The organism is Corynebacterium halotolerans YIM 70093 = DSM 44683, assembly GCF_000341345.1.
Lineage (GTDB): Bacteria > Actinomycetota > Actinomycetes > Mycobacteriales > Mycobacteriaceae > Corynebacterium > Corynebacterium halotolerans.
The window spans coordinates 354,283-380,833 of record NC_020302.1; the positions used below are offsets into that span (position 1 = coordinate 354,283).

A 26,551-nucleotide genomic window follows, 5' to 3' on the forward strand; every position below is an offset into this window, starting at 1 on the left:
TCGGAAGGAGAGCACGATGACAGCAACACTCGCGGGAGAGGGACAGAGACTCCCCCCCGGCAGGACCGCACCGGTCACCAACTGTCAGCAGGAGCTCAACTTCGAGCGCGGTGAATGGGTTACGCAGGCCAAGTGCCGCAGCGGGGATCCGGACGCCCTGTTCGTCCGCGGCGCCGAGCAGCGCAAGGCCGCCGTCATCTGCCGTCACTGTCCCGTGGTGCTGGAGTGCCGCGCCGACGCCCTGGACAACCGGGTGGAGTTCGGCGTGTGGGGTGGGCTGACCGAGCGTCAGCGCCGGGCCCTGCTGCGGAAGAACCCCCACATCACCAACTGGGCCGAGTACCTGGCCTCCGGTGGGGAGCTGACCGGTATCTGAACGAAGGCAACGAAGGTACTGTGTCTGGCATGACTACTTGGGAATACGCCACCGTTCCGCTGCTCACCCACGCCACGAAGCAGATCCTTGACACCTGGGGTGAGGACGGCTGGGAGCTCGTCACCGTCATGCCCGGGCCGAACCCGGAGAATGTCGTCGCCTACATGAAGCGGGAGAAGAACTGATGAGCGTCTCGGATCAGCTCGCCCGCCTGGATCTCACCCTGCCCACCGTGGCCGCCCCGGTGGCGGCCTACGTCCCGGCCGTCCGGACCGGCAATCAGGTGTGGACATCGGGCCAGCTGCCCTTCGTCGACGGGGAATTGCCCGCCACCGGCAAGGTCGGCGCCGAGGTCACCGCCGAGACCGCCGAGCGGCTCGCACGGACCGCGGCGCTCAACGCCCTGGCCGCGGTCGATGCGCTCGTCGGCGTGGACCGGATCACCCGGGTCCTCAAGATCGTCGGTTTCGTCTCCTCCGCCGAGGGGTTCACCGGTCAGCCGGGCGTGATCAACGGCGCCTCCAACCTCATGGGTGAGATCTTCGGCGAGGCCGGTGCTCATGCCCGTTCCGCCGTCGGCGTGGCTGAGCTGCCGCTGGGCTCGCCCGTCGAGGTCGAGCTCATCGTCGAGATCGAGGACTAGAACCGCCTGCTGAACACGGGACCGGGGGCAGGGGCTGCCCCGGTCACTCCGGTTCGGCGGAACATGCTCAGGCAGCTAAGCTGGGGGTCATGGAGCACCCCGCTTACAGCCAGCTTCGACCGGTCACTGATTCCGTGTCTGTCGTTCTGTGCCCGAATCCGGGCTACGCCGCCCTTGAGGGCACGAACTCCTGGGTCGTCCGGGCCGCGGAGGATGAGCGCAGCATCGTCATCGATCCCGGCCCCGAGGACGAGGGCCAACTGAACGTGCTCGGCGCCAAGGCCGCCGGGGTCGGTCTGGTGCTGCTGACCCACCGCCACCACGACCACGCCGACGGGGCCAGCCGGTTCCGTCAGCTGACCGGTGCCCCCGTCCGCGCCTGGGACCCCACCTATTGCAGTGGTGGTGCACGGCTCGTGGACGGCGAGATCATCACCATCGAGGGCGTGACCCCGCAGATCGAGGTCGTGCACACCCCCGGCCACACGTCCGACTCCGTCTGCTTCTTCATCTGGTCGGGCGAGGCCGGTTCCTCCACCCTCGAGGGCATCATCACCGGCGACACCATCGCCGGTCGCCACACCACCATGATCTCCGAGACCACCGGCGACCTGGGCGACTACTTCGCCACCCTCCAGATGCTCGAGGAGCGCGGCAGGGGCATCCCCCTGCTGCCGGGCCACGGCCCGGAGGGTGTCGATGTTTCGGCCTACGCGCGCAAGTACCTCGACCGCCGCCAGCACCGTCTCGACCAGATCCGGCAGATCTGGGCCCGTCGCGGCGCGGACGTCGACCTGAAGACCCTCATCGACGAGATGTACGACGACGTCGATCCCGTCCTGCGGGGCGCCGCCGAGCAGTCCACCCGCGTCGCGCTGCGCTACCTGGCCGCCCACGGCGAGTCGTAGGGCTCAACGGGCGGAAACACTGAAAGCCGGACCAGCTGGTCCGGCTTTCAGTGTTTCCGGCGCTTCTGGCGTGGGCGGTGGCCCGTGCCCGGCGGCCCCCGGTTAGCGGGCGCGCTTGGCCAGGTGCTCGGGGTCGACGATGAGCACGGACTTGCCCTCGACACGGATCCAGCCGCGGTGGGCGAAGGTGGCCAGGGCCTTGTTCACGGTCTCGCGGGAGGCGCCGACGAGCTGGGCGATCTCCTCCTGTGTCAGGTCGTGGTTGACGCGCAGGGCGCCACCCTCCTGGGAACCGAAGCGGTTGGCCAGCTGTAGCAGGGTCTTGGCCACGCGGCCCGGGACGTCGGTGAAGATGAGGTCGGCGAGCGAGGCGTTGGTGCGGCGCAGGCGGCGGGCCAGCACGCGCAGCAACTGCTCGGCGATCTCCGGGTGGTTGCCCACCCAATCCCGGAGCATCTCGGAGTTCATGGTGGCGGCCTGGACCTCGGTGACGCAGACCGCGGAGGACGTGCGCGGGCCCGGATCGAAGATGGACAGCTCGCCGAACATGTCGGACGGGCCCATCACGGTCAGCAGGTTCTCGCGGCCGTCGGAGGCGTGGCGGGCCAGCTTCACCTTGCCGGAGGTGATGATGTAGAGCCGGTCGCCCGGCTCGCCCTCATCGAAGATGGTGGTGCCGCGCGGGAACCGGACGGTTTCCATGTCCTTGATCAGGTTGTTGACGGCCTGGGTATCTACGCCCTGGAAAATTCCGGCGCGGGAGAGGATCTCCTGTACACCTTCCACGTTATTGCTCCTCGGTGTTGAAGTCGGCGTCGGGACGCGGGGAAAGTTGGTGACATTCGGAAGTTCCCGCGCTCGTATCGGTTCCTACACTACCGTGGAATTAATCACTAACAAGAACGGGAGGGGAATTTGTCACAATATTCCGCTGAATGACGCTAATTGGGACGGTACATCCTGAGTTTATCGGTGCGTTATATTCACCACAGTCACCGGGTGGAGGTGAAGGCTTCAGCGGGTTCCGCGGGGACCTCGACATACGTTTCGATTCCGGTCCCGTGGTCGGCGGCGATGCCGGAGTCCTCCTCCGGTTCAGTGGCGGTGGAGGTCGGGTCGGTGGAGTCGGTGTCGCGGCCGAGCACCGCGGACTCGAGGCGCTCCATCTGGCCGGCGAACACTGCGAGGACGACGGGGACGGCGACGACGAGCACAGCAGTCATGGGGAACATGGTAACCGCAGTGCGCAACGGTTGCGAGGTCGGCTGGGAGCTTGCGGGGTCGGCTGGCTAAGCTGATGGTCATGCCGCAGACCCCAGGATCGCTCACCCCACGCCGTCGTCGGCGCGTGGGCGCGCACCCTGCCGCCCGCGGTCAGGAGACGTCGCTGGGCCGCACCCGGCGTGCCCGCCGGATCAACCGCACGTTGGCCGTCGCCTACCCGGACGCGCACGCCGAGCTGGACTTCACCAACCCCCTCGAACTCCTCGTGGCCACGGTGCTCTCCGCCCAGACCACCGACGTGCGCGTCAACCAGGTCACCCCAGCGCTGTTCGCCCGCTACCCGGCGGCCGCGGACTACGCCGCCGCCGACCGTTCCGAGCTGGAGGAGATCATCCGGCCGACCGGCTTCTACCGCGCCAAGGCCGGCCACCTCATCGGGCTCGGGGAGGCGCTCGTGGGGCGTTTCGACGGGCGGGTGCCGGAGGCGCTCGAGGATCTGGTCAGCCTGCCGGGTGTGGGCCGCAAGACCGCCCACGTCGTCCGCGGCAACGCCTTCGGCAGACCGGGGCTGACGGTGGACACCCACTTCGCCCGGCTGATGGGCCGCCTGGGGCTCACCGCGGAGACCGATCCGGTCAAGATCGAGCACGCCGTCTCCGCCCTGATCGAGAAGGGCGAGTGGACGATGTTCTCCCACCGGATCATCTTCCACGGCCGACGCGTGTGCCACGCCCGCAAGGCCGCCTGCGGCGCCTGCCTGCTCGCCGCCGACTGCCCCTCCTACGGGCTCGCTGGTCCGGCTGATCCGGCGGAGGCCGAGCGACTGATCACCAGCGACGACCGTGAACACCTGCTCGCGCTCGCGGAGGTGGAGTGAGTGAACCGGCAGCTCCTGGCCGGCGTGATCGCCGCCGTGGTCGTCACCGTCGTCGTCCTCGCCGGCGCCGTCGTGCTGCTGCGCGACGTCAACGCCCCCGAGCCCGGCGCCGCGGGGGAGGCCGCGACCACCGCGCCCACCGTAGCCACCGGATCCCCGGCGGACGACACGCGTGCCGACGTCCCCGCCCGCCCTGACTGCCCCGCGACCGGTGTCGGCGGGGTGGAGCTGCCGTGCCTGGGCGCGGAGAACGGTACGGGTGATCCGGACGAGGGCACGACCGTCGCCAATGTGTGGGCCTGGTGGTGCGGGCCCTGCCGCGACGAGCTGCCCGTCTTCGAGGAGTACGCCGCCGCCCATCCCGGGCAGACGGTCGTCGGTGTCCACGCCGACCCCAACCCGGCCAACGGCGCGGCCCTCCTCAACGAGCTCGACCTGACCCTGCCCAGCTACCAGGACGACGGCAATCTCTTCGCCGGCACCCTGGGCCTGCCGGGCGTCGTGCCGATCACCGTGGTCTTCGACGACGGTGAACAGGTGGGCATGTTCCCCACGCCCTTCGACTCCGTCGCACAGCTCGAGGACGCCGTGGACGGCGCGCTCGCGAATGCCGGGGGTGGCGCATGACCGCCCCGCACGGGCCCGACCACCCGGGCCACAACGTCGACCTCCACCCGGAGAAGGCCCCGCTGTGGATGCAGCCGCTGGTGGAGCGCATGTCCACCGGTACAGTGCGCCGCCACCCGGACATCACGGGTGTCGACGCCCGCGGCCGGGGGACGGCCGACCTCAACGGCGCGCCGGCGCGCCGGGCCGCCGTCCTCATGCTGTTCTCCGGGGCGGAGACCTCCGCGGAGCTGCCGAACGATGCCGCGGTGCTGCTGACCCACCGCTCGCCGACGATGCGCTCGCACTCCGGGCAGATCGCCTTCCCCGGCGGCCGCGTCGACGACACCGACGCCAACCCCGTGGACTGCGCGCTGCGCGAGGCCTGGGAGGAGACGGGGCTGGACCGCACCACCGTCACGCCCGTCGCCCAGCTCGATGAGGTGCACATCCGCGCCTCCGGCTACCCCGTGCACCCGGTGCTCGGGCACTGGCACACGCCCTCGCCCGTGGGGGTGGTCAGCCCGGACGAGGCCGATGAGGTCTTCGAGGCCCCGGTCCTGGACCTCATTGACCCCGCCAACCGGATCATGGTCGGCTGGGACCGGTGGCGCGGCCCCGCCTTCCGCATCCGCGACTACGTCATCTGGGGATTCACGGGGGGTCTGCTGTCCGCGGTGCTCCACCAGTCCGGCTGGGCGCAGCCCTGGGATCGGGAGACCGTGCTGGACCTGCGCGACACCCTGGCGGCGTCCCGCAATAATGAGCGGCTCCGGTAGGCGTAAGATCAGCCGGAATCACCCCGCTCGTCGCGCCCAGCGCGCCCAGCAACGCCGAAGAAAGGGCCCCGCCAAGTGACACCCGCACTCATCGTCGACGGGATCATCGTCGTGATCCTGCTTCTGGCGGTCGCGGCCGGGTGGCGGCAGGGCGCGTTCGCCTCGGTGCTGTCCACCGTCGGCGTGGTCGCCGGCCTCATTCTGGGGGCTGCGCTGGCCCCGCTGGCCATGCAGCTGACCGACTCGGTGGCGCTGCGTTTCCTGCTGGCCCTGGGTACGGTGATCCTGCTGGTCGGCATCGGCAACCTGGTCGGCGGCATGATCGGTGCGTCCGTGCGCGACCGGATGCGGATGAGATCGTCGCAGACCATCGACTCGGCCATCGGCTCCGTCTTCGCGGCGGCCGCCACGCTGATCGTCGTGTGGCTGGTGTCCATCCCGCTGGCCACGGGCCTGAGCGGTCCGCCCAGTCAGGGCATCCGCGACTCCGCGATTCTCGGGTTCGTCGACCGCAACACCCCACCCGGACTGGACGAGCTGCCGACCCGGATCGCGGCGATGCTCAATGAATCCGGGCTGCCGCCGCTGACCTCGCCCTTCGAGGAACCGTCCGCCCGTGAGGTCGAGGCGCCGCGCATCAACGTCGCCGACCAGGAGCTGGTGGAGAACCTGCGGCCCTCCGTCATCCACGTCATGGGTGACTCGCAGGTCTGTCGCCGCCGGCTCATGGGTTCCGGCTTCGTCTCCGCCCCCGACTACGTGGTCACCAACGCCCACGTGGTCGCCGGTACCGAGCGGGTCCGCCTCGACACGGTCCTGGGGGTCAAGGACGCCACGGTGGTCTACTACAACCCCGACATCGACATCGCCGTCCTCCACAGCCCCGGTCTGGAGCTGCCCGTGCTGCCCTGGGCCACCGAGGCCGGCGACAGTGGCGACGACGCCCTGGTGATGGGCTTCCCGGACTCCGGTCCCTTCGAGGCCTCCCCGGCGCGTATCCGCGACCAGATCACCATCGCCGGCCCCGACATCTACGCCTCCGGCCGGGTCGAGCGCGAGGCCTACATCGTCCGCGGCTCCATCCGACAGGGCAACTCCGGCGGCCCCCTGGTCAACACCGACGGCAATGTCCTGGGCATGGTCTTCGGTGCCTCCGTCGACCAGTCCGACACGGGCTACGCCCTGACCGCCGGGGAGGTCCAGCGTCAGATCGGCGACTACACCTCGTTGACTGCGCCGGTGGATACCCAGGTCTGCGTGGCGGGATAGGACCGGGATAGGGCCCGGGCAGGGCGGGCGTGGCCTGCGCTCCCCGGTGTGCCTGGCCCCCGGGCCTGGGAGGGGATGGCGGACCTGTTGCTGGGGGAGAAACCGCGGCGAGGTGTATTTTCCGCGGAAGCATTGTGTATCCGCCCTGTTCACCCCACTCCGGGAGGCGAGATAATGCACCTTGACGGGTCGTGTGCTTCCCGGCGGAATTCCTGCTCAGCAGGTGGGTGGCCTCTCATCCGGCCGCCTCCACCGCAGTCGCCTGCCGGAACGACAAAAGCGCCAGGGCCATTCTGGCCCTGGCGCGCAGCTCCGCCCGGTCGGTGGTCGCGGCCTGTGGGGCAGCGACCCGTCCGTCACCAGAAGACGGCGACGGCGATATTGATCAGCGACAGTCCGCCCACGGCGTGGGCCAGGCCCTTGGAGACCGGCTCATCCTTGGCCACCTTGCGGCGCCCGATGATCGCGGCCACCAGCACGGCGATGAGGATCACCAGCTTGACGCCGATCTTCATGTGGTTGACCGCGCCGTCACCCATCTCCAACGACCCCACGAGCAGGAGACCGGTGACCAGCTGCACCCATGCGCCGATATGCTGCCACTGCAGCACCGTCGGCTTCCGGAAGGTCGCGAGCCAGCCACCCACGAGAGCGGCAGTGCCCAGCAGGTGCAGGAAGAGGAGCAGGGAGTGCAGAAGATCCATGGCCTCATGCTAACTTTTTCCGGGCACCGGAGCGAAACGGCAACAGTGCTGGTCGACGGGCGGGGGTGGGGCCGGCCGCCGGGGCCGGGCCACCCCGCACGCGCCCGCTAATCCGCCCGCGGTGCGACGTCGATACGCGTCAGGTAGTCCCGCACCACCCGCACGAAACCGGCGGGGTCCTCCACCTGGGGCAGGTTCTTCGTCCCGGGCACGGCGACCGTCTCCAGCCCGCCGGTGACCCGGTCGGCGGAGCGGGCCGCCAGGTGCGGCCACGCGCCCTGCGGTGGCTGGATGAGCAGGGTGGGGGCGGTGACCTTCGTGCCCATCCACTTCGCGGGCACGGCCGAGGCCAGCAGCCGGTTGTTGCGCAGGATGGCCGGGCGGGCGTTGCCGATCGCCGCCGCCCGACGTCGCAGATCGAGCAGCTCGGTGAAGCGTGGGGAGCGGTGGAACCCTGCGGCCGTGTTGAGCCGCAGTTGGCGGTGGTACGCGGCCGGGATCAGGCCCGGGAGGGAGTACAGCAGGGGGCCGGGCAGGCGGGAGAGCAGGGTGCGCGCGATCATCCACGGGAACTCCCAGGGGCGCGCGGCGATCGAGCGGCGCAGGTCCACCGGATGGGCGGAGCTGACCGAGATCAGTGCGCGCACCCGCTCCGGGTGGTTGGCGGCCAGCGCCCAGGCGATCGTGCCGCCGGTGTCGGAACCGACGACCACCGCGGAGTCGTGACCGAGCGCCAGGATGAGGCCGGAGACGTCGTCGACCGCGGTGGGCAGGTCGCCGCCGTAGGGGCCCGGGGGCTTGTCGGACATGCCGTAGCCGCGGGCGTCGACGGCCGCGACGTGGAAGCCGGTCTCCGCCAGCGGCGCGATCACCTCGGCGAAGTCGAACCAACCGCCGAAGGCTCCGTGGAGCAGCACGATGAGCGGATCCCCCGGATTGCCCGCGACGGCCGCGTGCAGGCGCAGCCCGCGGGTGTGGACCAACTGGTGGGTGAACGGGCCGGGCAGCTCCACCGTGGAGGGCGGCAGTACGGGGCGGCGGCTCGTCGGCACGGGTCTCCTCGGGCGGGGTCGGGCTCGGGATGGGGGAGGGCAGGCTGCGCGGCGGGGATGTCTCAGCGGGGATGCTTCAGCGGGCTGCGCGGGGGACGAAAAAGCCCGCCCGGTGGGTGGCCACGGACGGACTGCAGGGGTGTGCCGCTAGCTGTACAGGCCGCGGTTCTTGCCCTCGATCCGCTTGGTGGCCTGGCCGGGCACCAGGTTCTTCAGTTCATTGACTGATTCGATGGTGGCCTTCGGCGCGCTGATCTTCTTGACCTTGCGCCAGCCGAACAGGGCCAGGCCGGCGGCGATGACGATCATCACGAGGAAGACGATGAGGAAGGCGGCCCACGGCTCGAGCCACAGGGTCAGCAGCATGGCGACGAAGAAGAAAAAGAAGAACGAGCTGTACAGGGCGATGACGCCCGCGGCGCCGAACAGGCCACCGCCGATCGCGCCCTTCTTCGCCTCGCCGGCCAGCTCGGTCTTGGCCAGCTCCAGCTCGGCGCGGAACAGGCGCGACATCTGGGATGTCGCGTTGGAGACCAGCTCGCCGATGGAGTTCTCGCCCGCCCGGGTGGCGTCGACGTCGCTGAGCGGAATCGAGCTGACCTTCGACGAGAAGTCCTGGGGTCCGTCAGTGAAGAGTCCGTTGTTGCTCACGATGTGCCTTCCTCCGGGTGATCGACTGGGGTTGTCGCGGTACTGCCAGTTCAGTGTAGTTGTAGCCAATCGTGCCACGGATTGCCCGATCGTGTGTGATCGGCGGGGCCCGGCCACAACCGTCCGACAGCTATCGTAATTGATATGCCCACCGATGACCCGCTATCGCCCCTGCTCTCGCTCGGGGACATCACCCAGCTCGCCGCCGCCGCCACCGGGGCGGTCGCCGCCGTGCACCGCCGCCCGGTCAATCTCCGGCGCGCGGAGATCACCGGTTCCGAATCGGTGCTGCGGGGTGCGCGCACCTCGGCGCTTCTCGACGGCGCGCAGGTCACCCTCGACGCCGAGCCCACCGGCATGCTCGGGCAGGCGATCAGCGTCTACGGGCTGCTGGCGCCTGATTCCCTGCAGACCTCCGCGCGCACCTTCAACCGTGCCCCGCTGCAGATCCTGGCGCGCATGGACACCCTCGCCGGCGGCGACGGGGTGCCGGCGACCCCGGACGGGGCCGGGCGGCTGCGGGTGCTCGCGCAGGTGATCGGTTCCGGGGCGCACCCGGCGCTGCTCCCGCAGATCGTCCACGGGGAGATCCTGGCCCGGGAGATCTTCGGCGGGCGCAGCGGGGTCATCGCCCGGGCGGCGGGCCGGCTGGCGGCGGTGGCCACCGGCTTCGACCCGCGCGGCCTGGCGGTGCCGGAGCCGTGGCTCAACCGCCACCGCGGTGACTATGAGCGGGCCGCGGCAGGATTCGCCGAGGGGCCCGAGGGGGTGCGGGTCTTCGTGGAGCTGCTATTGCGGGCCTGGACCGCCGGGGCCGAGGAGGCCGAGGCGATCGCGCGGGCGGCGTCGTAGCGGGGCGTCGTGGCGGGCGGCGTCGACAAGCGGTGCCGGCCCGTCTCAGGCGCTGCCGCGCCGGCCCCGCTGGGCCCACCAGATTCCGCCGACGACGCCGGCGGTGACCGCGGCGGCCACCCCCGCGCCGATGCCGACCTCCTTGGTCGAGGGCATCTGGAACAGCGGCACCGGATTCTTGAAGATGCGGATCTCCCAGCCGCGTTCCAGGGCCGCCTTCTTCATGGCACGGTCCGGGTTGACGGCCACGGGATTGCCCACGGTCTCGAGCATGGGCAGGTCGGTCGCCGAGTCGGAGTAGGCGTAGCTGGCGGCGAGGTCGTAGCCGTGCTCCTCGGCGAGCCGGGCGATGGCCTCGGCCTTGGCGTCGCCCTTGCAGTAGAAGAGGAGCTCACCGGTGAAGCGGCCGTCCCGGATCTCCAGCTCGGTGGCCACCACCCGGTCGATGCCGAGTTCGGCGCCGATGAGTTCGACGAGCTGGGTCGCCGAGGCGGAGAGGATGATGACGTCGTGGCCGGCGTTGTGGTGGAAGGTGATCAGCTCGCGGGCCTCGGCGTAGATCGCCGGGGTGACCACGTGGTGCATGGTCTCCTCGGCGATCTGCCGCACCTGTTCATCGGACCAGCCGGCCACCATGGCGGCGAGCTGGTCACGGGTGGTGTCCATCTGCTCACTGGACTGGCCGGCGAACATGTAGGTCGCCTTGGCCAGCGACATCTGGAGCGCCTCCGTCGGGGTGATCAGGCCGCTGTGCATGAACTCGCGGCCGAAGGCGAAGGCCGAGGAGGTGGCGATGATGGTTTTGTCCAGGTCGAAGAAGGCCGCCACGCGGGGGGTGGGGGCCTGTTCTGCAGGGCGGGACCCGGTTGTCATGGACCCATAGTGTAGACCTCGTTTCCCCGAGAAGTAAGAGGCAGTTGTTGCAGACGTGAATGATGTGGTTGAGGAGGTGTGGGGGAGGGGGAACGAACGGGGTTCCCGGATCTGATCCCGGGTGCCCCCGGGGACCCGAAAGAGGTTTCGGGGAAAGTCGGGCCGGGTATTGTCACAGGGGCTGAGATATGCCATAATTCTTCGTGCAAGGCCCCGATATACCGTGCGGCCTGCCCCGGCACACCCCCCGAGGCCGGGTTACGACGGCCCGCGCACACCCCCCCGAGGCGCGGGCCGTCCCTTATTTTTCACCCCACCGCGAGTATGGACCGCGGTGGGGTTTTCCGTGCGCCGGGCCGCCGGGTTATCCACAGAACCGCGTTGATACGTCATCCAACTGCCGGGTACTCCACAGGCCGCCGCGCACCCCGTTGAGCCCGCCGGGGGACGGGGAGAAGGTGGGGCCATGACCGAGACCCACCACCCGAGCACCAGCCGCTCCGAGGCCTTCATCCTCGTCGCCGTCGGCGACCCGGTGACCCACCCGGAGGCGATGCACGTCGCCGCGGCCACCGGCCACCAGGTCGTCGACACCGTCGACCCGCGCGACGTGACCCGCCACTTCCCGCGTGCCGACGCCATGCTCGTCGACGCCGAGACCGCCGGCCACGTCGCCACCCTGGGCCGGCGGGAGCGCATCTACTTCCTGGCCCCGGACCCGGGGCCGGTGGACTGGCGCGCCGCCCTGACCTGCCACGCCGACCAGGCCTTCCTGCTGCCCGCGCAGGCCCCGGAACTGCTCGCCGAACTCGGCCACGCCAGCGCCCCGCACGCCGGGGCGGACGCGGGTCCGGCCGGCGGTCGGGAGCGGCGCCCGGGCACCGGTGGGGTAGGCGGCACCGTCATCGCGGTCACCGGCTCCTGCGGCGGCGCCGGGGTCTCCACGCTGGCCGGGTCCGTCGCCCGGCTCGCCGCCCAGGGGGAGGCCGGGGCCGTGACGCTCGTCGACGGCGTCGGCAATTCCGGCGGCCTCGACCTGCTACTCGGTCTGGAGGACACCTCCGGCGCCCGCTGGCCGGACCTGCGCCTGGGGGAGGGGGCCGTGGCCGCCGAGGATCTGCGCGCCGCGCTGCCGGCCACCCGCGACGGCATCGCCGTGCTCGCCGCCGCCCGCTCCGCCATCGCCGACCCCTTCACCCTCGACCCGCAGGCCGTGACCACGGTGCTCGACTCCCTGCGGGCGGGGACCGGGACCACCGTCGTCGACCTGCCGCCCGACGGTCTGCTCAGCGCGTCGGGCGAGGCGGTCCTCGACACCTGCGGACAGGTCGCGCTCGTCGTGCCCGCCGAAGTGCGCCCCGCGGCCGCGGCGGCCCGGCTGACCGCCCAGCTGGCGCGCACCCGCACCCCGGTCGCCGTCATCGCCCGCCACCGCGGCTGGTCCGGGCTCACGCCCGCCGACCTGGAGAAGGTCGCCCGCGCGGACGTCGTCGCCGAACTCGGAACCGTCGCCCGCCTGCCGCGCACCGTGGAGTTGACCGGCCTGCCCGAACAACTGCCCAGACCACTGGCCACCGCCGCCCGGGCGGTCCTCGACGAGGCGGGGGTGGCGTGATGGACTCCCACGACGGACTCCTCGAACGCGTGCAACGCCGCCTGGCAGAGGAGCCCGACGTAGCCGGCGACCCCACCGAGCTGGCCCGACTCGTGCGCGCCGAGGCCGGGGTGATCAGCGACGTCGACGTGCTCGACCTGCTGCGCCGCCTGCGCCACGACTCCACCGGCGTCGGCCTGCTCGAACAGCTGCTCACCCAGGACGGGGTCACCGACATCGTGGTCAACGGACCCCGGGGCGTGTGGTTCGACCGCGGCCGCGGCCTGGAACGCGCGCAACTGTCCTTCGGCTCCGACGCCGAGGTCCGCCAGTTGGCCACCCGCCTGGCCGTGGCCTGCGGGCGCCGCCTGGACGACGCCCAACCCTTCGCCGACGGCCGCCTGGCCCGCGACGACGGCAGCTCCATCCGCGTGCACGCCCTGTTGTCCCCGCCCGCGGAGGCCGGCACCTGCCTGAGCCTGCGGATGCTGCGGCAGGCGACCACCACCCTCGACCAGCTGGTCGGCCGCGGCACCCTCGGGGAGGACACCGCCGACCTGCTGCGCGCGGTCGTCGAGCAGCGCCAGGCCTTCCTCGTCGTCGGCGGTACCGGATCCGGCAAGACCACGATGCTGGCGGCCCTGCTCGCCGAGGTCGGCCACGACGAGCGCATTATCTGCATCGAGGACACCGCCGAGCTCCACCCGCCGCACCCGCACGTGCTCAACCTGGTCTCCCGCTCCCACAACATCGAGGGCCGCGGCGAGATCACCATGTCCGACCTGCTGCGCCAGGCCCTGCGGATGCGCCCCGACCGCATCGTCGTCGGCGAGATCCGCGGGCCCGAGGTCGTGGACCTGCTCGCCGCGCTCAACACCGGCCACGACGGCGGGGCCGGCACCATCCACGCCAACTCCCTGGCCGAGGTCCCCGCCCGCATGGAGGCGCTCGCCGCCCTCGGCGGGCTCGACCGCACCGCGCTGCACTCCCAGCTGGCGGCGGCGGTCGACGTCGTCATCGCCATGCGGCGGGAGACCGACGGGCGGCGCCGCGTCCACCAGATCGGCGTGCTCGGCGGCAACCCCGTCACCGCCCGTGTCGTGTGGGACGCCGACCACGGCGCCCTCGACGGCTTTGCCGAACTCAGCGGGGAGGCGCCGTGACCGCCGTCCTGTTGCTCGCCGCCGCGCTCATCCCCGGCGCCCCGAACCCCGCCGGCCGCATCACCCGCGGTGGCCGCCCACGCCACCTGCCCGGGGCACTCGTACCCGCGGCCGTGTTCGTCGGGGTCGTCGTCTTCCTCACCGTCGGCCGGCTGAGTGTGGCCGTCGCCACGCTGATCGCCGTGGCCACCGCCGTCTGGAGCGTGCGCGAGCTGCACCGCGGGCGCCGGGCGCGGCGTCGGCAGGCGGCCACCGCCACCTTCCTCGGCCATCTGGTCGGGCAGCTGCGCGCCGGGTCCGCCCTGCCGCAGGCGATCACCTCGGCCACCGAACAGCTCGACGACCACGCCCCGGCCGAACTCGCCGAGGTGCTGCGCACCACCGCCGGGCACACCCGCCGCGGCGGCGAGGGCGCCGGCCTGCTGCTCGAGGCGGGCGGAAGCGTGCCTGAACTGGCCGCCGTGGGCACACTCTGGCGCATCGCCGACCGTCACGGCATCCCGCTGGCCCCGCTCATGGAGCAGGCCCAGGCACGTCTCGACGCCCGGGCCCGCCACCGCGCCGCCACCACCGCCGCCCTGCAGGGGCCCCAAGCCACCGCGGTCGTGCTCACCCTGCTGCCCGTCGCCGGCATCGGCATGGGCACCGCCATGGGCGCCGACCCGCTCGGCTTCCTGTTCGGCGGCGGCCTCGGCGGAATCCTGCTGGTCGCGGGCGTCGGCCTGGCGGCCGGCGGCTTCCTGTGGTCCCGCCACCTCATCGCGGGGGCGGCGGCATGACCCTGACCCTCCTGCTGCTCGCGGCCACCCTGCTCATACCCGGCCCCGGCCTGCTCACCCGACTGCTGCCCGACGCCGCGGGCACCGGCGCACCCGCGGATCCACGCACCGGTCCGAAGAACCCCCGGGACGGCCCGCCGGGGTGTCGGCGGTGGCGGTGGCCGGGCACCCGCGCCTCCCGTCCCCACCGCGTCGACCGGCTCGCTGTGGCCGCCGACATCGACCTGTTCGCCGCCTGCGCCCGCGCCGGGTTGTCGACCTCCGCGGCCGCCCATGCGGTCGCCGCCGCCGGCACCGAACCGACCGCCGCCGAACGGTGGCGCTCGGTGGCCGCCCTGCTGGCCATCGGGGTGCCCGCCGGCCGGGCGTGGGCTCCGATGGTCGACCTGCCGGGTTTGTCGGAGCTCGCCGGCCTGGCGCGGATGTCCCAGCGTTCCGGGGCGGCCATCGCCGACGGCTGCGACCGCATCTCCGCAGGGCTGCGGGCGGACGCCGCCGACGACGCCACCGCCCGGGCCGAACGCGCCGGCGTGTTCATCGCGCTGCCGCTGGCCCTGTGTTTCCTCCCGGCCTTCTTCACCCTCGGGCTCGCCCCGGTGGTGATCGGGCTGGGGACCCGGCTGCTCGCCGGCTGACCCGACCAGTCCCACCTCAACCCCAGGTTCCACCAGTCACCGAATCCCAAGCATCCCAGAAGGAGTTCCACCATGTCCCACATGTCCCAGTTCGCCTCCCGAATCCGTGCCGTGACCGACAACGACGACGGCATGTCCACGATCGAGTACGCCATGGGCTCGCTGGCGGCCGCGGCGCTGGCCGCGGTGCTCTACATGGTCATCAACGGCGGCGGGGTCGTCGACGCCATCGAGTCCATCATCACCGACGCCCTGTCCAACACCCCGGGCTGATGAGCCTGGACGACCGCGGCTCCGTCACCGTCGAGGCGGCGCTCACCCTGTCCAGCCTGGTCCTGGTGTGCGCGCTGATCGTCGGGGCGGTGGCCACCATGGCCGCCCACGTCGCCGCCGTCGACGCCGCCGGGGCCGCCGCCCGGGCCCACGCCGTCGGCGTCGAGTACCGGCCGGCCCGGGGGCGCGTGCAGGTCAGCGAGTCGGCGGGTACGGTCACCGCGACCGCGGAGGTCCCGGCCGTCTTCGGCACCATGCGGGCCGAGGCCGTCTTCCCCGTGGAGCACCGCGGATGAGGGCCCGGCTGGACGAGCGCGGCTACGCCACCGTGGCAAGCGCGGGCATGGCCGCCGCCCTGATCGGCCTGTGCGCCGTCGTCGGGGCGGCGGCCTCGCTGGTCATCGCCGAACACGAGGCACGCGTCGCCGCGGATTTAGCCGCCGTGGCCGGCGCGTGGGCGCTCTACCGCGGGGAGGACGCCTGCGCCGCCGCCGGGCGCACGGCCGGACTCAACGGGGCGTCGCTCAGCGAGTGCCGGATCGACGGTGCGGACGTCACCGTCACCGCCGGGATCCGCGGAAGGGAGGTGGCGGCAAAGGCCGGCCCGGTCTAGGAACCGTCCGACCCGCCCAGCATCGTCACCAGCGCCCCGAGCAGTTTCAGCGCCCCGGCCTTGTCCAGCGGATGGTTGCCGTTGCCGCACTTCGGCGACTGCACGCACGAGGGGCACCCCGACTCACAGGGGCAGGAACGCACGGCCTCGAAGGTCGCCTCGATCCACTCCGGGAAGCGGGCGAAACCCTCGTCGGCGAAGCCCGCCCCGCCCGGGTGTCCGTCGTAGACGAACACCGTGGGCAGGCCGGTGTCGGCGTGCAACGCCGTGGACACCCCTCCGATGTCCCAGCGGTCGCACGTGGCCAGCAGCGGCAGCAGACCGATCGCCGCGTGCTCTGCCGCGTGCAGCGTGCCCGGGGTGTCGGCGGCGGCGATCCCCATCGCCGTGAGTGCCGCGGGGTCGATCGTGTAGGCCACCGCCCGGGTGACCAGGCGCTGCTCCGGCATGTCCAGCGGCACCATGTCGGCGGTGGTGCCGTCGGCGAGTTTCACGATGTAGCCGGTCACCCGGTCGGTGACCTCCACCTCCAGGTTCGCCACCCACAACCCGGGTGAGGGGTGGACCAGGCCGCCCTCGCCCGGCTCCGCGAGAATCCGGATGTCCGTCTCCGAGCGGGCGAAGGTCGTGTACTCGGGCGTCTCCGGGTGTGCGAGCGCCACATGGTCGTCGAGGTCCAGCTCGTCGATGACGAAGCTCTCGCCCTGGTGCAGGTACACCGCACCCGGGTGGACCTGGGCGGCGGCGCGGCCGGCGTCGACCGTGCCGAGCAGACGGCCGTCGGTGGCGTCGACGATCATGACCTCGGTGCCCGCCCCGCCGCGCAGGCTCACCGCCGAGTGCGCGGTCTCGGGGGTCGGCAGGCCGTCATCGCCCGGCCGGGGCACGGCGAACCAGCCGCGCGGGCGCCGCCGCAGCAGACCTGCCTCCGCCAGCTCGGCGACGACCGCGCCCGCGTCGAGGGCGTCGACGTCGGCCTCGCTCAGCGGCTTCTCGACGGCTGCGCAGTAGACGTGCCCGCGCAGCACGTACGGGTTGCGCGGGTTGAACACGCTGCGCTCCACGGGCCTGCCCAGCAGTGCCCCGGGGTGGTGGACCAGGTAGGTGTCCATCGGCTCGTCGCGGGCCACCAGCATCACCAGCGAGCCCTGCCCGCGCCGGCCCGCCCGGCCCGCCTGCTGCCAGAAGGAGGCCACCGTGCCCGGGAACCCGGCGGTGACCACCGCATCCAGGCCGCCGACGTCGATGCCCAGCTCCAGGGCGTTCGTGGTGGCCACCCCCAGCAGGGTGCCGTCGTCGAGCAGGCGCTCCAGCCGGCGGCGGTCCTCGGCCAGGTAACCCGCCCGGTAGGAGGCGATGCGCCGGGCGAAATCGGGTCGGCCCAGCCCGCTCAGCTCCTCCGCGGACCGCATGGCGACGGTCTCCGCGGCGCGCCGGGAGCGCACGAAGGTCAGGGTGCGCGCGCCCTCGGCGACCAGGGTGGCCATGATCTCGGCGGCCTCGGTGGTGGCGGCGCGGCGGACGGGCGCGCCGTTCTCGCCCTCGACGCCCTCGAGGAAACCGGGCTCCCACAGGGCGACCGTCCGTGCGCCGGTGGGGGCACCGTCGTCGGTGACGGCGGTCACGGGGCGGCCGATGAGGTTGGCGGCGTGTTCCGCCGGGTCCGCCGCCGTCGCGGAGGCGAGGATGACCGTCGGTTCCGCCCCGTAGTGGGCGGCGATGCGCAGCAGGCGGCGCAGGACCAGGGCGACGTTCGCACCGAAGACACCCCGGTAGGAGTGGCACTCGTCGACGACGATGTAGCGCAGGTGCCGCAGCAGCCGCGCCCAGCGCTGGTGGTGCGCCAACACGGAGACGTGCAGCATGTCCGGGTTGGTGAACACGAAGCGGGTGGACTCCCGGATGCCGGCGCGCGCCTCCGTGGGGGTGTCGCCGTCATAGGGCGCCGGGTGGACGCCGTCGAGGCCGGAGACCTCACGGGTCAGCCGCGAGACGGCGGCGAGCTGATCGGAGCCCAGCGCCTTCGTCGGGGTCAGGTACATCGCACACGTCCGGGGGTCCTCGGCCAGGGCGGTGAGGATGGGCAGCTGGTAGCCCAGTGACTTGCCGGACGACGTCCCGGTGGCCACGACGACGTCGCGATTCTCGCGCGCCAGTTGCGCGCACTCCGCCTGATGGGAGTAGGGAAGGGTGATTTGCGTCTCAGTCAGGAAATCCCGCAGCTGTGGATGCACCCACGCCGGCCAGTCCGCGTGGACGGCCGGCCGGGCGTCGAGCGTGGTGGTGTAGGTGCAGGTGGAGGAGGGGAAACGGCGGGCGACGGACGCGGTGAGTTCGCCGCCGAGAGGGTTGGAATCAGTCACCCCTACCACCCCTGTTCGTGGGATTTGACCTGACTTTTTTGACTCGAAACGAATTAAGACTATCGCCCGCCCCCGATTCATGACACACTGGGTGCTGGTCGCGGTTTCTGTGCGCAGTGTCTAGGCGCTCGCAAGAGATGTACACGCGAGCGCCCGGTTTTCCTCAACCATGCAGTAACTGCGGGGTTTGGTGGTCACCGAGGAGTTCGAACGACCCGGTCGTCGATGAATCATGTCGGCGAACGTAGCACCACTCTCATCAAGAAAAAGGTAATTCATCATGGCACAGGGAACTGTGAAGTGGTTCAACGCTGAGAAGGGCTTCGGCTTCATCGCCCCCTCCGACGGCTCCGCTGACGTCTTCGTCCACTACTCCGAGATCCAGGGCTCCGGCTTCCGGACCCTCGAGGAGAACCAGCAGGTTGAGTTCGAGATCGGCGAGGGCGCCAAGGGCCCGCAGGCCCAGCAGGTCCGCGCTCTCTAATCAGCCACGCTGACTGACCGGCCGTCTCACCTTCGGGTGGGACGGTTTTGTCGTTTCCGGGGTCGGCTCCCGGGGCCCGGAGCGGGCGTCCCTACGAGGTGAGGAACTCCCGCAGCGCGCGCTCGGCCTGCCGGTAGGTGCCGGCCTCGATCACCTCTCCCTCGTGGAACAGGTCGATCACCCGCGGATCCACGTAGGAGTTGCGTGCGATCGTCGCCGTGTTCTGCAGGTGCTCCGCCACCGCCTCCACGGACTCCTTGACCGCACGCTTCCGGTCCTTCTGTGTGGCCTCCGGCTCGAACCGGCGGGCCAGCTCGCGGGCGGCGATCACCGTGCCGTGCCAGGTGCGGAAGTCCTTGGCCGTCATGTCCACCCCCGTGATCTCCTTCAGGAAGTCATTGACCTGCGCCGAGGTCAACGGGCACCAGGTGTCGCCCTCCCGGTGGGCGATCGCGGTGTCGTCGGGGTGGCGGGCCAGCATCGGCGCCAACGCCTCCGCCAGATCCGCGTCGCGGGTCTCCACGCTGACGTGCTGGCCCGACTTCGCCGGAAACTCCAGGTGCACGGTGTCACCGTCGAGGCGCACGTGTGTGACCAGCATTGTCGTCAGCCCGTAGGAGCCGTTCTCCTCCGCGTACTCCTCGTTGCCCACCCGGATACCGGTGGTGTCGAACAGCCGGAACGCCACGGCGCAGGCCTTCGCCAGGTCCGTTTCCTCCCGGTGCAGCAGGCGGGTGACCTTCGGGCGGGCGGCGGGCAGGGCGTCGCCCACGTCGAGGACGTGGTCGAACTTCTTGTCCGCCTGCCGCTCCTTCCAGCGTGAGTGGTAGATGTACTGCTTGCGCCCGGCGTCGTCGACGCCCGTGGCCTGGATGTGCCCGTTGGGGAACGGGCAGATCCACACCTCGGTCCAGGCCGGGGGAACCGCCAGGCCGCGCAGACGCTCGAGTTCGTCTGGGTCGTCGACCTTCGTGCCGTCCGGGAGGTGGAAGGACCACCCCTTGCCGCGTCGACGGCGGGTGATGCACGGGCCGGAGGGGTCGCTGCGCCGCAGCCGGACGCGGCGGGGACCACTGCTGCTGGACATACCCGAGAGTGTAGGGAGTCGGCGCCGGTCCCGCCATGATTCCCGGTCCGGTCAGGCCTGTGCTGCACGGCGCCGGTCCCGCCACGCGAAGAACCGCGACTGCAGCCGCTGGATGAGCAGCCCCACCACCGTGCCGGCCGCGACGCCGACCAGCAGGCCGATCAGCGGATGGTCCCGGAACAGGTAGCCGCCGAGGTAACCAATCAGCGCCGCCTGCAGGGCCCAGATGATCACGCCGACGGTGTCGTAGAAGATGAACTGCCGCCAGGGGTAACGCACCGATCCGAGCATGATCGTCATGAACCAGCGCGCCCACGGGATGAACCGGGCCACGATGATCGTGGTGCCCGCCCGCCGCCGCATGTTCCGGCGCACCCAGGCGACCGCCTTCCCGCGGGCCGAATCATCGGGGGTGCGCTCCACGAAGCCGATGAGCCGGGTCCCCAGCAGGTAGCAGATGTTGTCGCCGATGACCGCCGCCACCACCGAGACCTGGATGACCACCCAGATGCTCGGCACCCCGCGGCTGCCGGCCCACGCACCGGCCAGGGTGATCACGGTCTCGCTGGGTATGAGCGGAAACAGGCAGTCGACGAGCACGAGCAGCGCCAGCACGGGATAGAAGACCGGCAGCGTCATGAGGGTCTCCACCCACGCGACGATCTGATCGGTCATGAATCCTCCGGGGCGACGACGACGTGTCAGGCAAGTCTAGTAACCGGCCCATGATCCCGCCGGAGGAACGGACTCCTCCGGCAGGTCCGCACCCCACACGACCCGCAGCGCCCGGTGCCAGCGCCACACGGGCGTCGTCTCCAGGTCGAGCAGCTGCACCGGTCCGCGTTTCCGCCGCTGCTCCACCGCCGCCCGCACCTGCGCGACCACCTCCTGCAGGTGGTGGAACACGCACTCACCGGTGTAGCGCAACACCATATAACCGCGTCGGGCCGCGTCGTTGCCCTTCCACCGGTCCCTGATGAACGTCTCCTCCGTCTCCCCGTCCGCCGACACCCCGTGATAGAGATAGCTGTCCAGGTCGATGGCCACCTTCGCCTCCTCGATGACGGCGTCCCAGTGGTAGTCCCCGATCCGCACGTTCTGCCGCAGCTCGATCCCCTGCTGCTTGAGGGCCCGCACGAGTTTGCGCTCCGACCCGCTGTCCGCGCCTATCGACGCCCGCCCGAGCAGCCGCCGCACCCCGCCCAGGCCACTGCGGCCGGCTGCGGCCAGATCCCGGTCGAGCCTTTCCTGTCCCCGCCGCCGGCTGTACTGCTGCTCCAGGAATCCCACGATCTTCTGCTCGATCTGCTCACCCCACCTGCGTAGGGCGTCCCGCGCCGCGATGACCGCCGTGACCACGGGCAGCCCCGCGACATTCCGGGCCTGGAGGACACGGCTACGGCGGACCTGCAGCAGGTCAGTGGAGGTGGCGGTCTGCTCGGCCGGGGCCAGCGCCTCCACCGGCAGGGTGATCTCCTGCTGCGTGCGGAGCTGGATCGCGGTTGTCCCCGTGAACACCAGATAGGGCCGGTTCCTGATCAGGGCCTGCAACAGCAGCCGCCCCTCAGGGGGCGACGTCGTGTAGACGCCCCGCTCGACCCGGTGGAGCCTCCCCTTCTTCACGAGCGTGCGGGCCCGCCGACCGCTGATCCCCGCTACTCGGAGATCAGCGGTGGTCAGAACCTGGTTCTCCTGCAGAAGGTCCGGTTCCTTCTGTGACACATCCCCCGTGTTTTTCTCCCCCATGGGCGCTGATTCTAGGGCCGGATTGCCCCGGCGGCGGGGGAGTGCGCCGGTTTCTCCACACAGAATTGTTGAATGGACCGCGAACGGGGCCAGGCGTGTGGAGGAAGAGGCCACGGGGTTCACAGGCGCCTGTTTCTGCACACGGTCGAGCGCCTGCGGGTCTGGATTCCCGCTGGGCGTGTGGAGGAAGATACCGCGCTGCCGGCGGGTGCCTGTTCCTCCACACGGCCGTGCCCCCGCCGCCCCGGATCCCCCGCTGACTGTGTGGAAGAAGAGACACCGCACAGCCGCAGGGCCCCTTCCGCCACACGTCCATGCCCTCCCGGCCCGGTTCACCCCCGCCTGTGCAGAGAAACACGCACCCGCCCGCCGACCCGGTGAGCCCAGAACGGCAGGGAACCGGCCCGGGCCCCGCCGTTGGCCCCTCACCCGGAGAAACCGGCACCTCACCCCGCCGGACCCGCCCCTTCCACCACACGCACACACCCCGCCGGCCCCCGAATCCACCCGAGCGTGTGCAGAAACGGTCCCACCCCACCCGGACAACCGAATTTCGCCCGTTCGCAGGAGGGCCATTAAATACTGTGTACGGTGTTGTCCATGACCGGGTCTCGGCTAAAGTCACCCGGAAAGGATGGGGAACACCTGTCCGAGTGCATATGTCTCAGCAATATGAGAGGGATGGCGTCCCGTGGCGGAAGCGAAGGGATCAGGTAAGAAAACCCTGGTCATTGTGGAATCGGCGACCAAGGCGAAGAAGATCCAGCCGTATCTGGGGAACGACTACATCGTCGAGGCCTCCGTCGGACACATCCGTGATCTGCCGCGGGGCGCGGCCGACGTGCCCGCGAAGTACAAGAAGGAACCGTGGGCACGCCTGGGTGTGAACACCGAGGAGGGCTTCGAGGCCCTGTACCTGGTCAGCCCGGACAAGAAGAAGAAGGTCGCCGATCTGAAGGCGAAGCTCAAGCAGGTCGATGAGCTGCTGCTGGCCACCGACCCCGACCGTGAGGGCGAGGCCATCGCCTGGCACCTGCTCGAGGTGCTCAAGCCCCGGGTCCCGGTGCGCCGCATGGTGTTCAACGAGATCACCAAGCCCGCCATCCTCGCCGCCGCCGAGAACACCCGTGAGCTCGACGAGAACCTCGTCGACGCCCAGGAGACCCGCCGCATCCTCGACCGTCTCTACGGCTACGAGGTCTCCCCGGTGTTGTGGAAGAAGGTCATGCCGCGTCTGTCCGCCGGTCGCGTGCAGTCGGTGGCCACCCGCGTGATCGTCGAACGCGAACGTGAGCGCATGGCGTTCATCTCCGCCGACTACTGGGATCTGAGTGCCGAGCTGGACACCGGCAACACCGCCGGTGACGCGGATAACCCGCGCACCTTCTCCGCGAAGCTGTCCACCATCGACGGCCGCCGCATCGCCCAGGGCCGCGACTTCGACGATCGCGGCCAGTTGACCGCGGACGTCGAGGTCGTCGACCAGTCCCGCGCGGAGTCCCTCGCCGCCGCGCTCGAGAACGCCGATATGCAGGTCACGGGTGTCGAACACAAGCCCTACACCCGTCGCCCGTACGCGCCGTTCATGACGTCGACGCTGCAACAGGAGGCCGGCCGCAAGCTGCACTTCACCTCCGAGCGCACGATGCGCATCGCGCAGCGGCTGTACGAGAACGGTCACATCACCTACATGCGTACGGACTCGACCTCCCTGTCCGAGCAGGGCATGAAGGCCGCCCGCAGCCAGGCCCGCGAGCTCTACGGCGCGGACTTCGTCTCGGAGTCCCCGCGCCGTTACGACCGCAAGGTCAAGAACTCCCAGGAGGCCCACGAGGCCATCCGTCCCGCGGGCGAGCGTTTCGCCACCCCGGGTGAGCTGCACTCGCAGCTCGACGCCGAGGAGTACAAGCTCTACGAGCTGATCTGGCAGCGCACCGTCGCCTCCCAGATGGCGGACGCGAAGGGCACCTCGCTCAAGGTGACCATCTCCGGCCAGGCCAGCACCGGGGAAAACACCGAGTTCTCCGCGACGGGCCGCACGATCACCTTCCCGGGCTTCCTGCGCGCCTACGTGGAGACCACGCGTGTCGACGGCCGCGACGTCGCCGACAACGCGGAGAAGCGCCTGCCGAACCTCACGGAGGGCGACCGGCTCACCGCCAACGAGATCACCGCCGACGGTCACTCCACGAACCCGCCGGCCCGCTACACCGAGGCCAGCCTGGTCAAGAAGATGGAGGACCTGGGCATCGGCCGCCCGTCGACGTACGCGTCGATCATCAAGACGATCCAGGACCGCGGTTACGTCTTCCCCCGCGGCAACGCCCTGGTGCCCAGCTGGGTGGCGTTCGCGGTCGTCGGCCTGCTGGAGCAGAACTTCTCGTCGCTGGTGGACTACGACTTCACCTCCTCCATGGAGGACGAACTCGACGACATCGCCGCCGGTGAGGAGGACCGCACCGAGTGGCTGACCGGTTTCTACTTCGGCAACGCGGAGGCCTCCGACGCGAAGGCCGACTCGATCGCCCGCCACGGTGGCCTGAAGTCGCTCATCGACGTCAACCTCGAGCAGATCGACGCGCGCGCGGTGAACTCGCTGCACCTGTTCGACGACACCGAGGGCCGCGCGATCTACGTCCGTGTCGGCCGCTACGGTCCCTACATCGAGCGCAAGGTCGGCGAGAAGGACGGCGAGCCGGAGTACCAGCGCGCGAACCTGCCCGAGTCGACCACCCCGGACGAGCTGACCCTCGAGGTCGCCGAGAAGCTCTTCGCCACCCCGCAGGGCGGTCGTGAACTGGGCGTCAACCCCGCCAACGGGCGCACCGTCGTGGCGAAGGAGGGCCGCTACGGTCCGTACGTCACCGAGATCGTGCGTGACGACGAGCGCGAGCGCGCCGAGGCCGACGCCGAGAAGGTCGTCGCGAGGGAGCGCAAGGAGGAGGACGCCCAACGCAAGGCCGAGGGCAAGCGGGCCAAGAACTGGGAGACCAAGACGGCGGCCGCGCAGAAGGAGAAGCGGATCAACGCGCTGGTCGAGGAGACCCTCAAGCCGGGGACCGCGTCGCTGTTCCAGTCGATGGAGCCGGCGAACGTCACCCTCGACGACGCCCTCCAGCTGCTGAGCCTGCCGCGCGAGGTCGGGGTCGATCCGTCCGACGGCGAGGTGATCACCGCCCAGAACGGCCGTTACGGCCCGTACCTGAAGAAGGGCAGCGACTCCCGTTCGCTGGCCAACGAGGAGCAGATCTTCACGATCACCCTCGATGAGGCCCGCCGCATCTACGCCGAGCCGAAGCGCCGTGGCCGGGCCGCCGCGAAGCCGCCGCTGAAGGAGCTCGGCGACAACGACGTCTCCGGCAAGCCGATGACCGTCAAGGACGGCCGCTTCGGTCCCTACGTCACCGACGGCACCACCAACGCCTCCCTGCGCAAGGGTGACAAACCGGAGACGATGACCGATGCCCGCGCCAACGAGCTGCTCTCCGAGCGGCGCGCCAAGGAGGCCGCCGACGGCGGGGGAGCGGCGAAGAAGACCACCAAGAAAACGACCAAGAAGACGACGAAGAAAACGACGAAGAAGCCCCCGCAGACCACCAAGCGGGTGGTCAAGGCCGGTGCGAGGAAGAAGTAGACCGTGGCATCCGTTGCAGAGGAGGCCGTCCGCCGTACCCGGCTGGGCGTTGAGGCGCTCGCCGGCTCCGTCCTGGCGGCCCGCTCCGAGCCTGAGCGCCTCGGGTACCTGGCCGCCGGAGAACTGACCGTCTGGGCGAAGCTCTTCGGCTGGCGACGACTCCACTCCGCGCTCAAGCCCACGCTGCTGCCGCTGCTGGCCGGCACCGTGCTGCGCGCCGACGCCGCCGCGGGCGAAAAGGCCACCCTCCTGGCAGGCCTGACCGCCGGCTGGCTCGGCGACGTCGAGAAGACCCGCACGCCCGCGCGGGCGTCGGTTCCCGGTTTCGCCGGCGTGGCGGGTCAGCACGCCGCCTACTCCCGGGCCCTGCTGGGGCGCGGGGCGCGGGCGTCGGGAAGCGGTGCCGTGCTGCGCGGGGCGGTCTGGGCGGCTGGCGTCGGATTGTCCGCCCGGAAGCGGCGGCAGCTGGTACCCGCGGTCACCATCGCCGGTGCCGCGGTGACCGTCACCTCAACGCTCGCCGACGACCGCGACCTCCAGGACGGTTCCACCGCCCGGCAGGGCCTCGGGCACGGCGCCAATCTGGTGCTCGTCTCCGAGGGGCTGACCCTGCTGCGGTCCGCGGTGTTCACGAAGGACAACGCCCTCGGCCGGGTGATCGATGCCGGGACGGCGGCCACCTCGTTCTTCGGGCACCTCCTGCTGGTGGACGGGCTGGCACGGAAATAGGGTCAGGCGGCCGACCGACCGGTGTCCCGGTCCCGGCCCTGGCGCTCGCGCAGAGCCCGGAGAACCGGATCGATCATTGCGTCGCGTGGCGATGGATCAACCCGGAACTCGATGTAGCCGAGACGCTGCGGAAGCGCGGAGATGAAGCCGTCCAGTCCGAACTCCGCAGCGGAACGGGCCACGGTCATGTCTGCGTCGGCGACGGGGATCGACGCCGGCCAGAAGCCGGACAGCCACCCGGAATCGTGGGGGCGGACAACCTCGCAGCCGGTGGCTTTCCAGTCCCCGATGGTCTGCTCCAGCACTTCATCCAGATGCTGATGACAGAAGCTGCCCGCTGCGGAGAGCGTGCCCAGGGTGCCGTTGCGGAGGGACTCGACCCCGGTCATGTACCGGCCACCCTGTCCACTGACCTCGCAGGAAACGACATCACCGGAGACCAGGCCGAGGTCGAGGGCGTCGTCAATGAGTTCGTAGGTCTCCTTCGTCCGGTCTTTTCGGCTGCGCCGGCGCGCATGCACGAAACGGCCCACCTCAAGGCCGTGGGCAGATTGGATGACAATGGTGCGGGTGCGGTTTCGTTTGTTGGTCATGGCTGCAGCATGACAGCTGGTACGGACACGAACAGCCTGTCGAA

General features: G+C 70.7%; 30 protein-coding genes. 19 read left to right on the plus strand and 11 right to left on the minus strand.

Annotated elements, in window-relative coordinates:
* Positions 1-16: 16 nt before the first annotated feature.
* The 4 genes from A605_RS01645 (at position 17) to A605_RS01655 (ending at position 1,927) form a co-directional block, all read left to right on the plus strand.
* Entirely contained in the window at positions 17-376 is a 360-nt protein-coding gene (locus A605_RS01645; RefSeq protein ID WP_015399762.1) for a WhiB family transcriptional regulator, read from the plus strand.
* Between the two features lie 29 nt (positions 377-405).
* Positions 406-561 carry a Sp36 family protein gene (gene sp36, locus A605_RS15220; protein ID WP_015399763.1) on the plus strand — a complete coding sequence of 52 codons (156 nt, stop codon included), beginning with the start codon at positions 406-408 and terminating at the stop codon, positions 559-561.
* The gene (locus A605_RS01650; RefSeq protein WP_015399764.1) at positions 561-1,019 is read left to right on the plus strand and encodes a RidA family protein; all 459 of its coding nucleotides are present in this window, start codon (positions 561-563) and stop codon (positions 1,017-1,019) included. Before sp36 ends, A605_RS01650 begins: the two co-directional genes overlap by 1 nt.
* 89 nt (positions 1,020-1,108) lie before the next feature.
* Complete coding sequence (locus A605_RS01655; RefSeq protein ID WP_015399765.1) at positions 1,109-1,927, plus strand: MBL fold metallo-hydrolase; 819 nt, start codon at positions 1,109-1,111, stop codon at positions 1,925-1,927.
* Positions 1,928-2,029: 102 nt separating this feature from the next.
* Here the strand turns inward: A605_RS01655 and glxR are convergent, their stop codons facing one another.
* Both glxR and A605_RS01665 read right to left on the minus strand, forming a co-directional pair.
* Positions 2,030-2,713: a CRP-like cAMP-activated global transcriptional regulator GlxR gene (glxR, locus tag A605_RS01660; RefSeq protein ID WP_015399766.1), complete on the minus strand. Its 684-nt coding sequence runs from the start codon at positions 2,711-2,713 to the stop codon at positions 2,030-2,032.
* Positions 2,714-2,919: 206 nt separating this feature from the next.
* Complete coding sequence (locus tag A605_RS01665) at positions 2,920-3,150, minus strand: hypothetical protein (protein WP_149029368.1); 231 nt, start codon at positions 3,148-3,150, stop codon at positions 2,920-2,922.
* An 80-nt stretch (positions 3,151-3,230) separates the two neighbouring features.
* On the opposite strand from A605_RS01665, the gene nth reads away from it, so the two are divergent.
* The 4 genes from nth (at position 3,231) to A605_RS01685 (ending at position 6,682) form a co-directional block, all read left to right on the plus strand.
* Positions 3,231-4,028: an endonuclease III gene (gene nth / locus A605_RS01670; RefSeq protein ID WP_027004202.1), complete on the plus strand. Its 798-nt coding sequence runs from the start codon at positions 3,231-3,233 to the stop codon at positions 4,026-4,028.
* Entirely contained in the window at positions 4,029-4,655 is a 627-nt protein-coding gene (locus tag A605_RS01675; RefSeq protein WP_015399769.1) for a TlpA family protein disulfide reductase, read from the plus strand.
* Positions 4,652-5,413: an NUDIX hydrolase gene (locus A605_RS01680; RefSeq protein WP_015399770.1), complete on the plus strand. Its 762-nt coding sequence runs from the start codon at positions 4,652-4,654 to the stop codon at positions 5,411-5,413. The genes A605_RS01675 and A605_RS01680 overlap by 4 nt, the downstream gene beginning before the upstream one ends.
* A gap of 75 nt (positions 5,414-5,488) precedes the next feature.
* A complete protein-coding gene (locus A605_RS01685; protein ID WP_015399771.1) occupies positions 5,489-6,682 on the plus strand; it encodes a MarP family serine protease in 1,194 nt (397 codons plus the stop codon).
* A gap of 356 nt (positions 6,683-7,038) precedes the next feature.
* On the opposite strand, the gene A605_RS01690 is transcribed toward A605_RS01685, so the two are convergent.
* From A605_RS01690 to A605_RS01700, 3 genes are all read right to left on the minus strand, one after another.
* On the minus strand, positions 7,039-7,386 hold the full coding sequence (locus A605_RS01690; protein WP_015399772.1) for a hypothetical protein: 348 nt from the start codon (positions 7,384-7,386) through the stop codon (positions 7,039-7,041).
* A 107-nt stretch (positions 7,387-7,493) separates the two neighbouring features.
* Positions 7,494-8,438 carry an alpha/beta fold hydrolase gene (locus A605_RS01695; RefSeq protein WP_015399773.1) on the minus strand — a complete coding sequence of 315 codons (945 nt, stop codon included), beginning with the start codon at positions 8,436-8,438 and terminating at the stop codon, positions 7,494-7,496.
* 147 nt (positions 8,439-8,585) lie between these two features.
* Positions 8,586-9,089, minus strand: coding sequence for a phage holin family protein (locus A605_RS01700; protein ID WP_015399774.1), 504 nt, complete (start codon positions 9,087-9,089; stop codon positions 8,586-8,588).
* 144 nt (positions 9,090-9,233) lie between these two features.
* Here A605_RS01700 and A605_RS01705 point away from each other — a divergent pair, with 144 nt between their 5' ends.
* Positions 9,234-9,941: a hypothetical protein gene (locus A605_RS01705; protein ID WP_015399775.1), complete on the plus strand. Its 708-nt coding sequence runs from the start codon at positions 9,234-9,236 to the stop codon at positions 9,939-9,941.
* 45 nt (positions 9,942-9,986) lie between these two features.
* Here A605_RS01705 and A605_RS01710 read toward each other — a convergent pair whose 3' ends face one another.
* A complete protein-coding gene (locus A605_RS01710; protein ID WP_027004204.1) occupies positions 9,987-10,814 on the minus strand; it encodes an HAD family hydrolase in 828 nt (275 codons plus the stop codon).
* A 466-nt stretch (positions 10,815-11,280) separates the two neighbouring features.
* Here A605_RS01710 and ssd point away from each other — a divergent pair, with 466 nt between their 5' ends.
* From ssd to A605_RS01745, 7 genes are all read left to right on the plus strand, one after another.
* Positions 11,281-12,429: a septum site-determining protein Ssd gene (gene ssd / locus A605_RS01715; RefSeq protein ID WP_015399777.1), complete on the plus strand. Its 1,149-nt coding sequence runs from the start codon at positions 11,281-11,283 to the stop codon at positions 12,427-12,429.
* On the plus strand, positions 12,429-13,571 hold the full coding sequence (locus A605_RS01720; protein ID WP_015399778.1) for a TadA family conjugal transfer-associated ATPase: 1,143 nt from the start codon (positions 12,429-12,431) through the stop codon (positions 13,569-13,571). Before ssd ends, A605_RS01720 begins: the two co-directional genes overlap by 1 nt.
* The gene (locus A605_RS01725) at positions 13,568-14,350 is read left to right on the plus strand and encodes a type II secretion system F family protein (RefSeq protein ID WP_015399779.1); all 783 of its coding nucleotides are present in this window, start codon (positions 13,568-13,570) and stop codon (positions 14,348-14,350) included. The genes A605_RS01720 and A605_RS01725 overlap by 4 nt, the downstream gene beginning before the upstream one ends.
* Positions 14,347-14,985, plus strand: coding sequence for a type II secretion system F family protein (locus A605_RS01730; protein WP_015399780.1), 639 nt, complete (start codon positions 14,347-14,349; stop codon positions 14,983-14,985). The genes A605_RS01725 and A605_RS01730 overlap by 4 nt, the downstream gene beginning before the upstream one ends.
* Positions 14,986-15,057: 72 nt before the next feature.
* Positions 15,058-15,258 (plus strand): DUF4244 domain-containing protein, encoded by a 201-nt coding sequence (locus tag A605_RS01735; RefSeq protein ID WP_015399781.1) that lies wholly within the window; start codon positions 15,058-15,060, stop codon positions 15,256-15,258.
* Complete coding sequence (locus tag A605_RS01740; protein WP_015399782.1) at positions 15,258-15,554, plus strand: hypothetical protein; 297 nt, start codon at positions 15,258-15,260, stop codon at positions 15,552-15,554. The genes A605_RS01735 and A605_RS01740 overlap by 1 nt, the downstream gene beginning before the upstream one ends.
* The gene (locus A605_RS01745; RefSeq protein ID WP_015399783.1) at positions 15,551-15,871 is read left to right on the plus strand and encodes an Rv3654c family TadE-like protein; all 321 of its coding nucleotides are present in this window, start codon (positions 15,551-15,553) and stop codon (positions 15,869-15,871) included. Before A605_RS01740 ends, A605_RS01745 begins: the two co-directional genes overlap by 4 nt.
* Here A605_RS01745 and A605_RS01750 read toward each other — a convergent pair.
* The gene (locus tag A605_RS01750) at positions 15,868-18,234 is read right to left on the minus strand and encodes a DEAD/DEAH box helicase (RefSeq protein WP_015399784.1); all 2,367 of its coding nucleotides are present in this window, start codon (positions 18,232-18,234) and stop codon (positions 15,868-15,870) included. The two genes, A605_RS01745 and A605_RS01750, sit on opposite strands and share 4 nt — an antisense overlap.
* A 280-nt stretch (positions 18,235-18,514) precedes the next feature.
* Between A605_RS01750 and A605_RS01755 the strand changes: the two genes are divergently transcribed.
* Positions 18,515-18,718, plus strand: coding sequence for a cold-shock protein (locus A605_RS01755; protein WP_015399785.1), 204 nt, complete (start codon positions 18,515-18,517; stop codon positions 18,716-18,718).
* A 91-nt stretch (positions 18,719-18,809) separates the two neighbouring features.
* Here the strand turns inward: A605_RS01755 and A605_RS01760 are convergent, their stop codons facing one another.
* From A605_RS01760 to A605_RS15225, 3 genes are read right to left on the minus strand one after another with little or no spacing between them, the layout of a single operon-like run.
* Positions 18,810-19,805 (minus strand): DNA topoisomerase IB, encoded by a 996-nt coding sequence (locus tag A605_RS01760; protein ID WP_015399786.1) that lies wholly within the window; start codon positions 19,803-19,805, stop codon positions 18,810-18,812.
* Positions 19,806-19,856: 51 nt separating this feature from the next.
* The gene (locus tag A605_RS01765) at positions 19,857-20,480 is read right to left on the minus strand and encodes a DedA family protein (RefSeq protein ID WP_015399787.1); all 624 of its coding nucleotides are present in this window, start codon (positions 20,478-20,480) and stop codon (positions 19,857-19,859) included.
* 36 nt (positions 20,481-20,516) lie between these two features.
* Positions 20,517-21,551, minus strand: coding sequence for a type IV toxin-antitoxin system AbiEi family antitoxin domain-containing protein (locus tag A605_RS15225; protein WP_015399788.1), 1,035 nt, complete (start codon positions 21,549-21,551; stop codon positions 20,517-20,519).
* Between the two features lie 691 nt (positions 21,552-22,242).
* Between A605_RS15225 and topA the strand changes: the two genes are divergently transcribed.
* Positions 22,243-25,185 (plus strand): type I DNA topoisomerase, encoded by a 2,943-nt coding sequence (gene topA, locus A605_RS01775; protein WP_027004206.1) that lies wholly within the window; start codon positions 22,243-22,245, stop codon positions 25,183-25,185.
* Positions 25,186-25,188: 3 nt separating this feature from the next.
* Positions 25,189-25,914: a lysoplasmalogenase family protein gene (locus tag A605_RS01780; RefSeq protein ID WP_015399790.1), complete on the plus strand. Its 726-nt coding sequence runs from the start codon at positions 25,189-25,191 to the stop codon at positions 25,912-25,914.
* 2 nt (positions 25,915-25,916) lie between these two features.
* Here A605_RS01780 and A605_RS01785 read toward each other — a convergent pair whose 3' ends face one another.
* The gene (locus A605_RS01785; RefSeq protein ID WP_015399791.1) at positions 25,917-26,507 is read right to left on the minus strand and encodes a hypothetical protein; all 591 of its coding nucleotides are present in this window, start codon (positions 26,505-26,507) and stop codon (positions 25,917-25,919) included.
* Positions 26,508-26,551 lie beyond the last annotated feature (44 nt).

Bases quoted from the DNA above. Each gene is read 5' to 3' on its own strand.
- A605_RS01645 (WP_015399762.1), top strand. From the start codon at position 17: ATGACAGCAACACTCGCGGGAGAGGGACAGAGACTCCCCCCCGGCAGG.
- sp36 (WP_015399763.1), top strand. From the start codon at position 406: ATGACTACTTGGGAATACGCCACCGTTCCGCTGCTCACCCACGCCACG.
- A605_RS01650 (WP_015399764.1), top strand. From the start codon at position 561: ATGAGCGTCTCGGATCAGCTCGCCCGCCTGGATCTCACCCTGCCCACC.
- A605_RS01655 (WP_015399765.1), top strand. From the start codon at position 1,109: ATGGAGCACCCCGCTTACAGCCAGCTTCGACCGGTCACTGATTCCGTG.
- A605_RS01665 (WP_149029368.1), bottom strand. From the start codon at position 3,150: ATGACTGCTGTGCTCGTCGTCGCCGTCCCCGTCGTCCTCGCAGTGTTC.
- nth (WP_027004202.1), top strand. From the start codon at position 3,231: ATGCCGCAGACCCCAGGATCGCTCACCCCACGCCGTCGTCGGCGCGTG.
- A605_RS01680 (WP_015399770.1), top strand. From the start codon at position 4,652: ATGACCGCCCCGCACGGGCCCGACCACCCGGGCCACAACGTCGACCTC.
- A605_RS01690 (WP_015399772.1), bottom strand. From the start codon at position 7,386: ATGGATCTTCTGCACTCCCTGCTCCTCTTCCTGCACCTGCTGGGCACT.
- A605_RS01705 (WP_015399775.1), top strand. From the start codon at position 9,234: ATGCCCACCGATGACCCGCTATCGCCCCTGCTCTCGCTCGGGGACATC.
- A605_RS01710 (WP_027004204.1), bottom strand. From the start codon at position 10,814: ATGACAACCGGGTCCCGCCCTGCAGAACAGGCCCCCACCCCCCGCGTG.
- ssd (WP_015399777.1), top strand. From the start codon at position 11,281: ATGACCGAGACCCACCACCCGAGCACCAGCCGCTCCGAGGCCTTCATC.
- A605_RS01720 (WP_015399778.1), top strand. From the start codon at position 12,429: ATGGACTCCCACGACGGACTCCTCGAACGCGTGCAACGCCGCCTGGCA.
- A605_RS01730 (WP_015399780.1), top strand. From the start codon at position 14,347: ATGACCCTGACCCTCCTGCTGCTCGCGGCCACCCTGCTCATACCCGGC.
- A605_RS01735 (WP_015399781.1), top strand. From the start codon at position 15,058: ATGTCCCACATGTCCCAGTTCGCCTCCCGAATCCGTGCCGTGACCGAC.
- A605_RS01740 (WP_015399782.1), top strand. From the start codon at position 15,258: ATGAGCCTGGACGACCGCGGCTCCGTCACCGTCGAGGCGGCGCTCACC.
- A605_RS01745 (WP_015399783.1), top strand. From the start codon at position 15,551: ATGAGGGCCCGGCTGGACGAGCGCGGCTACGCCACCGTGGCAAGCGCG.
- A605_RS01755 (WP_015399785.1), top strand. From the start codon at position 18,515: ATGGCACAGGGAACTGTGAAGTGGTTCAACGCTGAGAAGGGCTTCGGC.
- A605_RS01760 (WP_015399786.1), bottom strand. From the start codon at position 19,805: ATGTCCAGCAGCAGTGGTCCCCGCCGCGTCCGGCTGCGGCGCAGCGAC.
- A605_RS01765 (WP_015399787.1), bottom strand. From the start codon at position 20,480: ATGACCGATCAGATCGTCGCGTGGGTGGAGACCCTCATGACGCTGCCG.
- A605_RS15225 (WP_015399788.1), bottom strand. From the start codon at position 21,551: ATGGGGGAGAAAAACACGGGGGATGTGTCACAGAAGGAACCGGACCTT.
- A605_RS01785 (WP_015399791.1), bottom strand. From the start codon at position 26,507: ATGACCAACAAACGAAACCGCACCCGCACCATTGTCATCCAATCTGCC.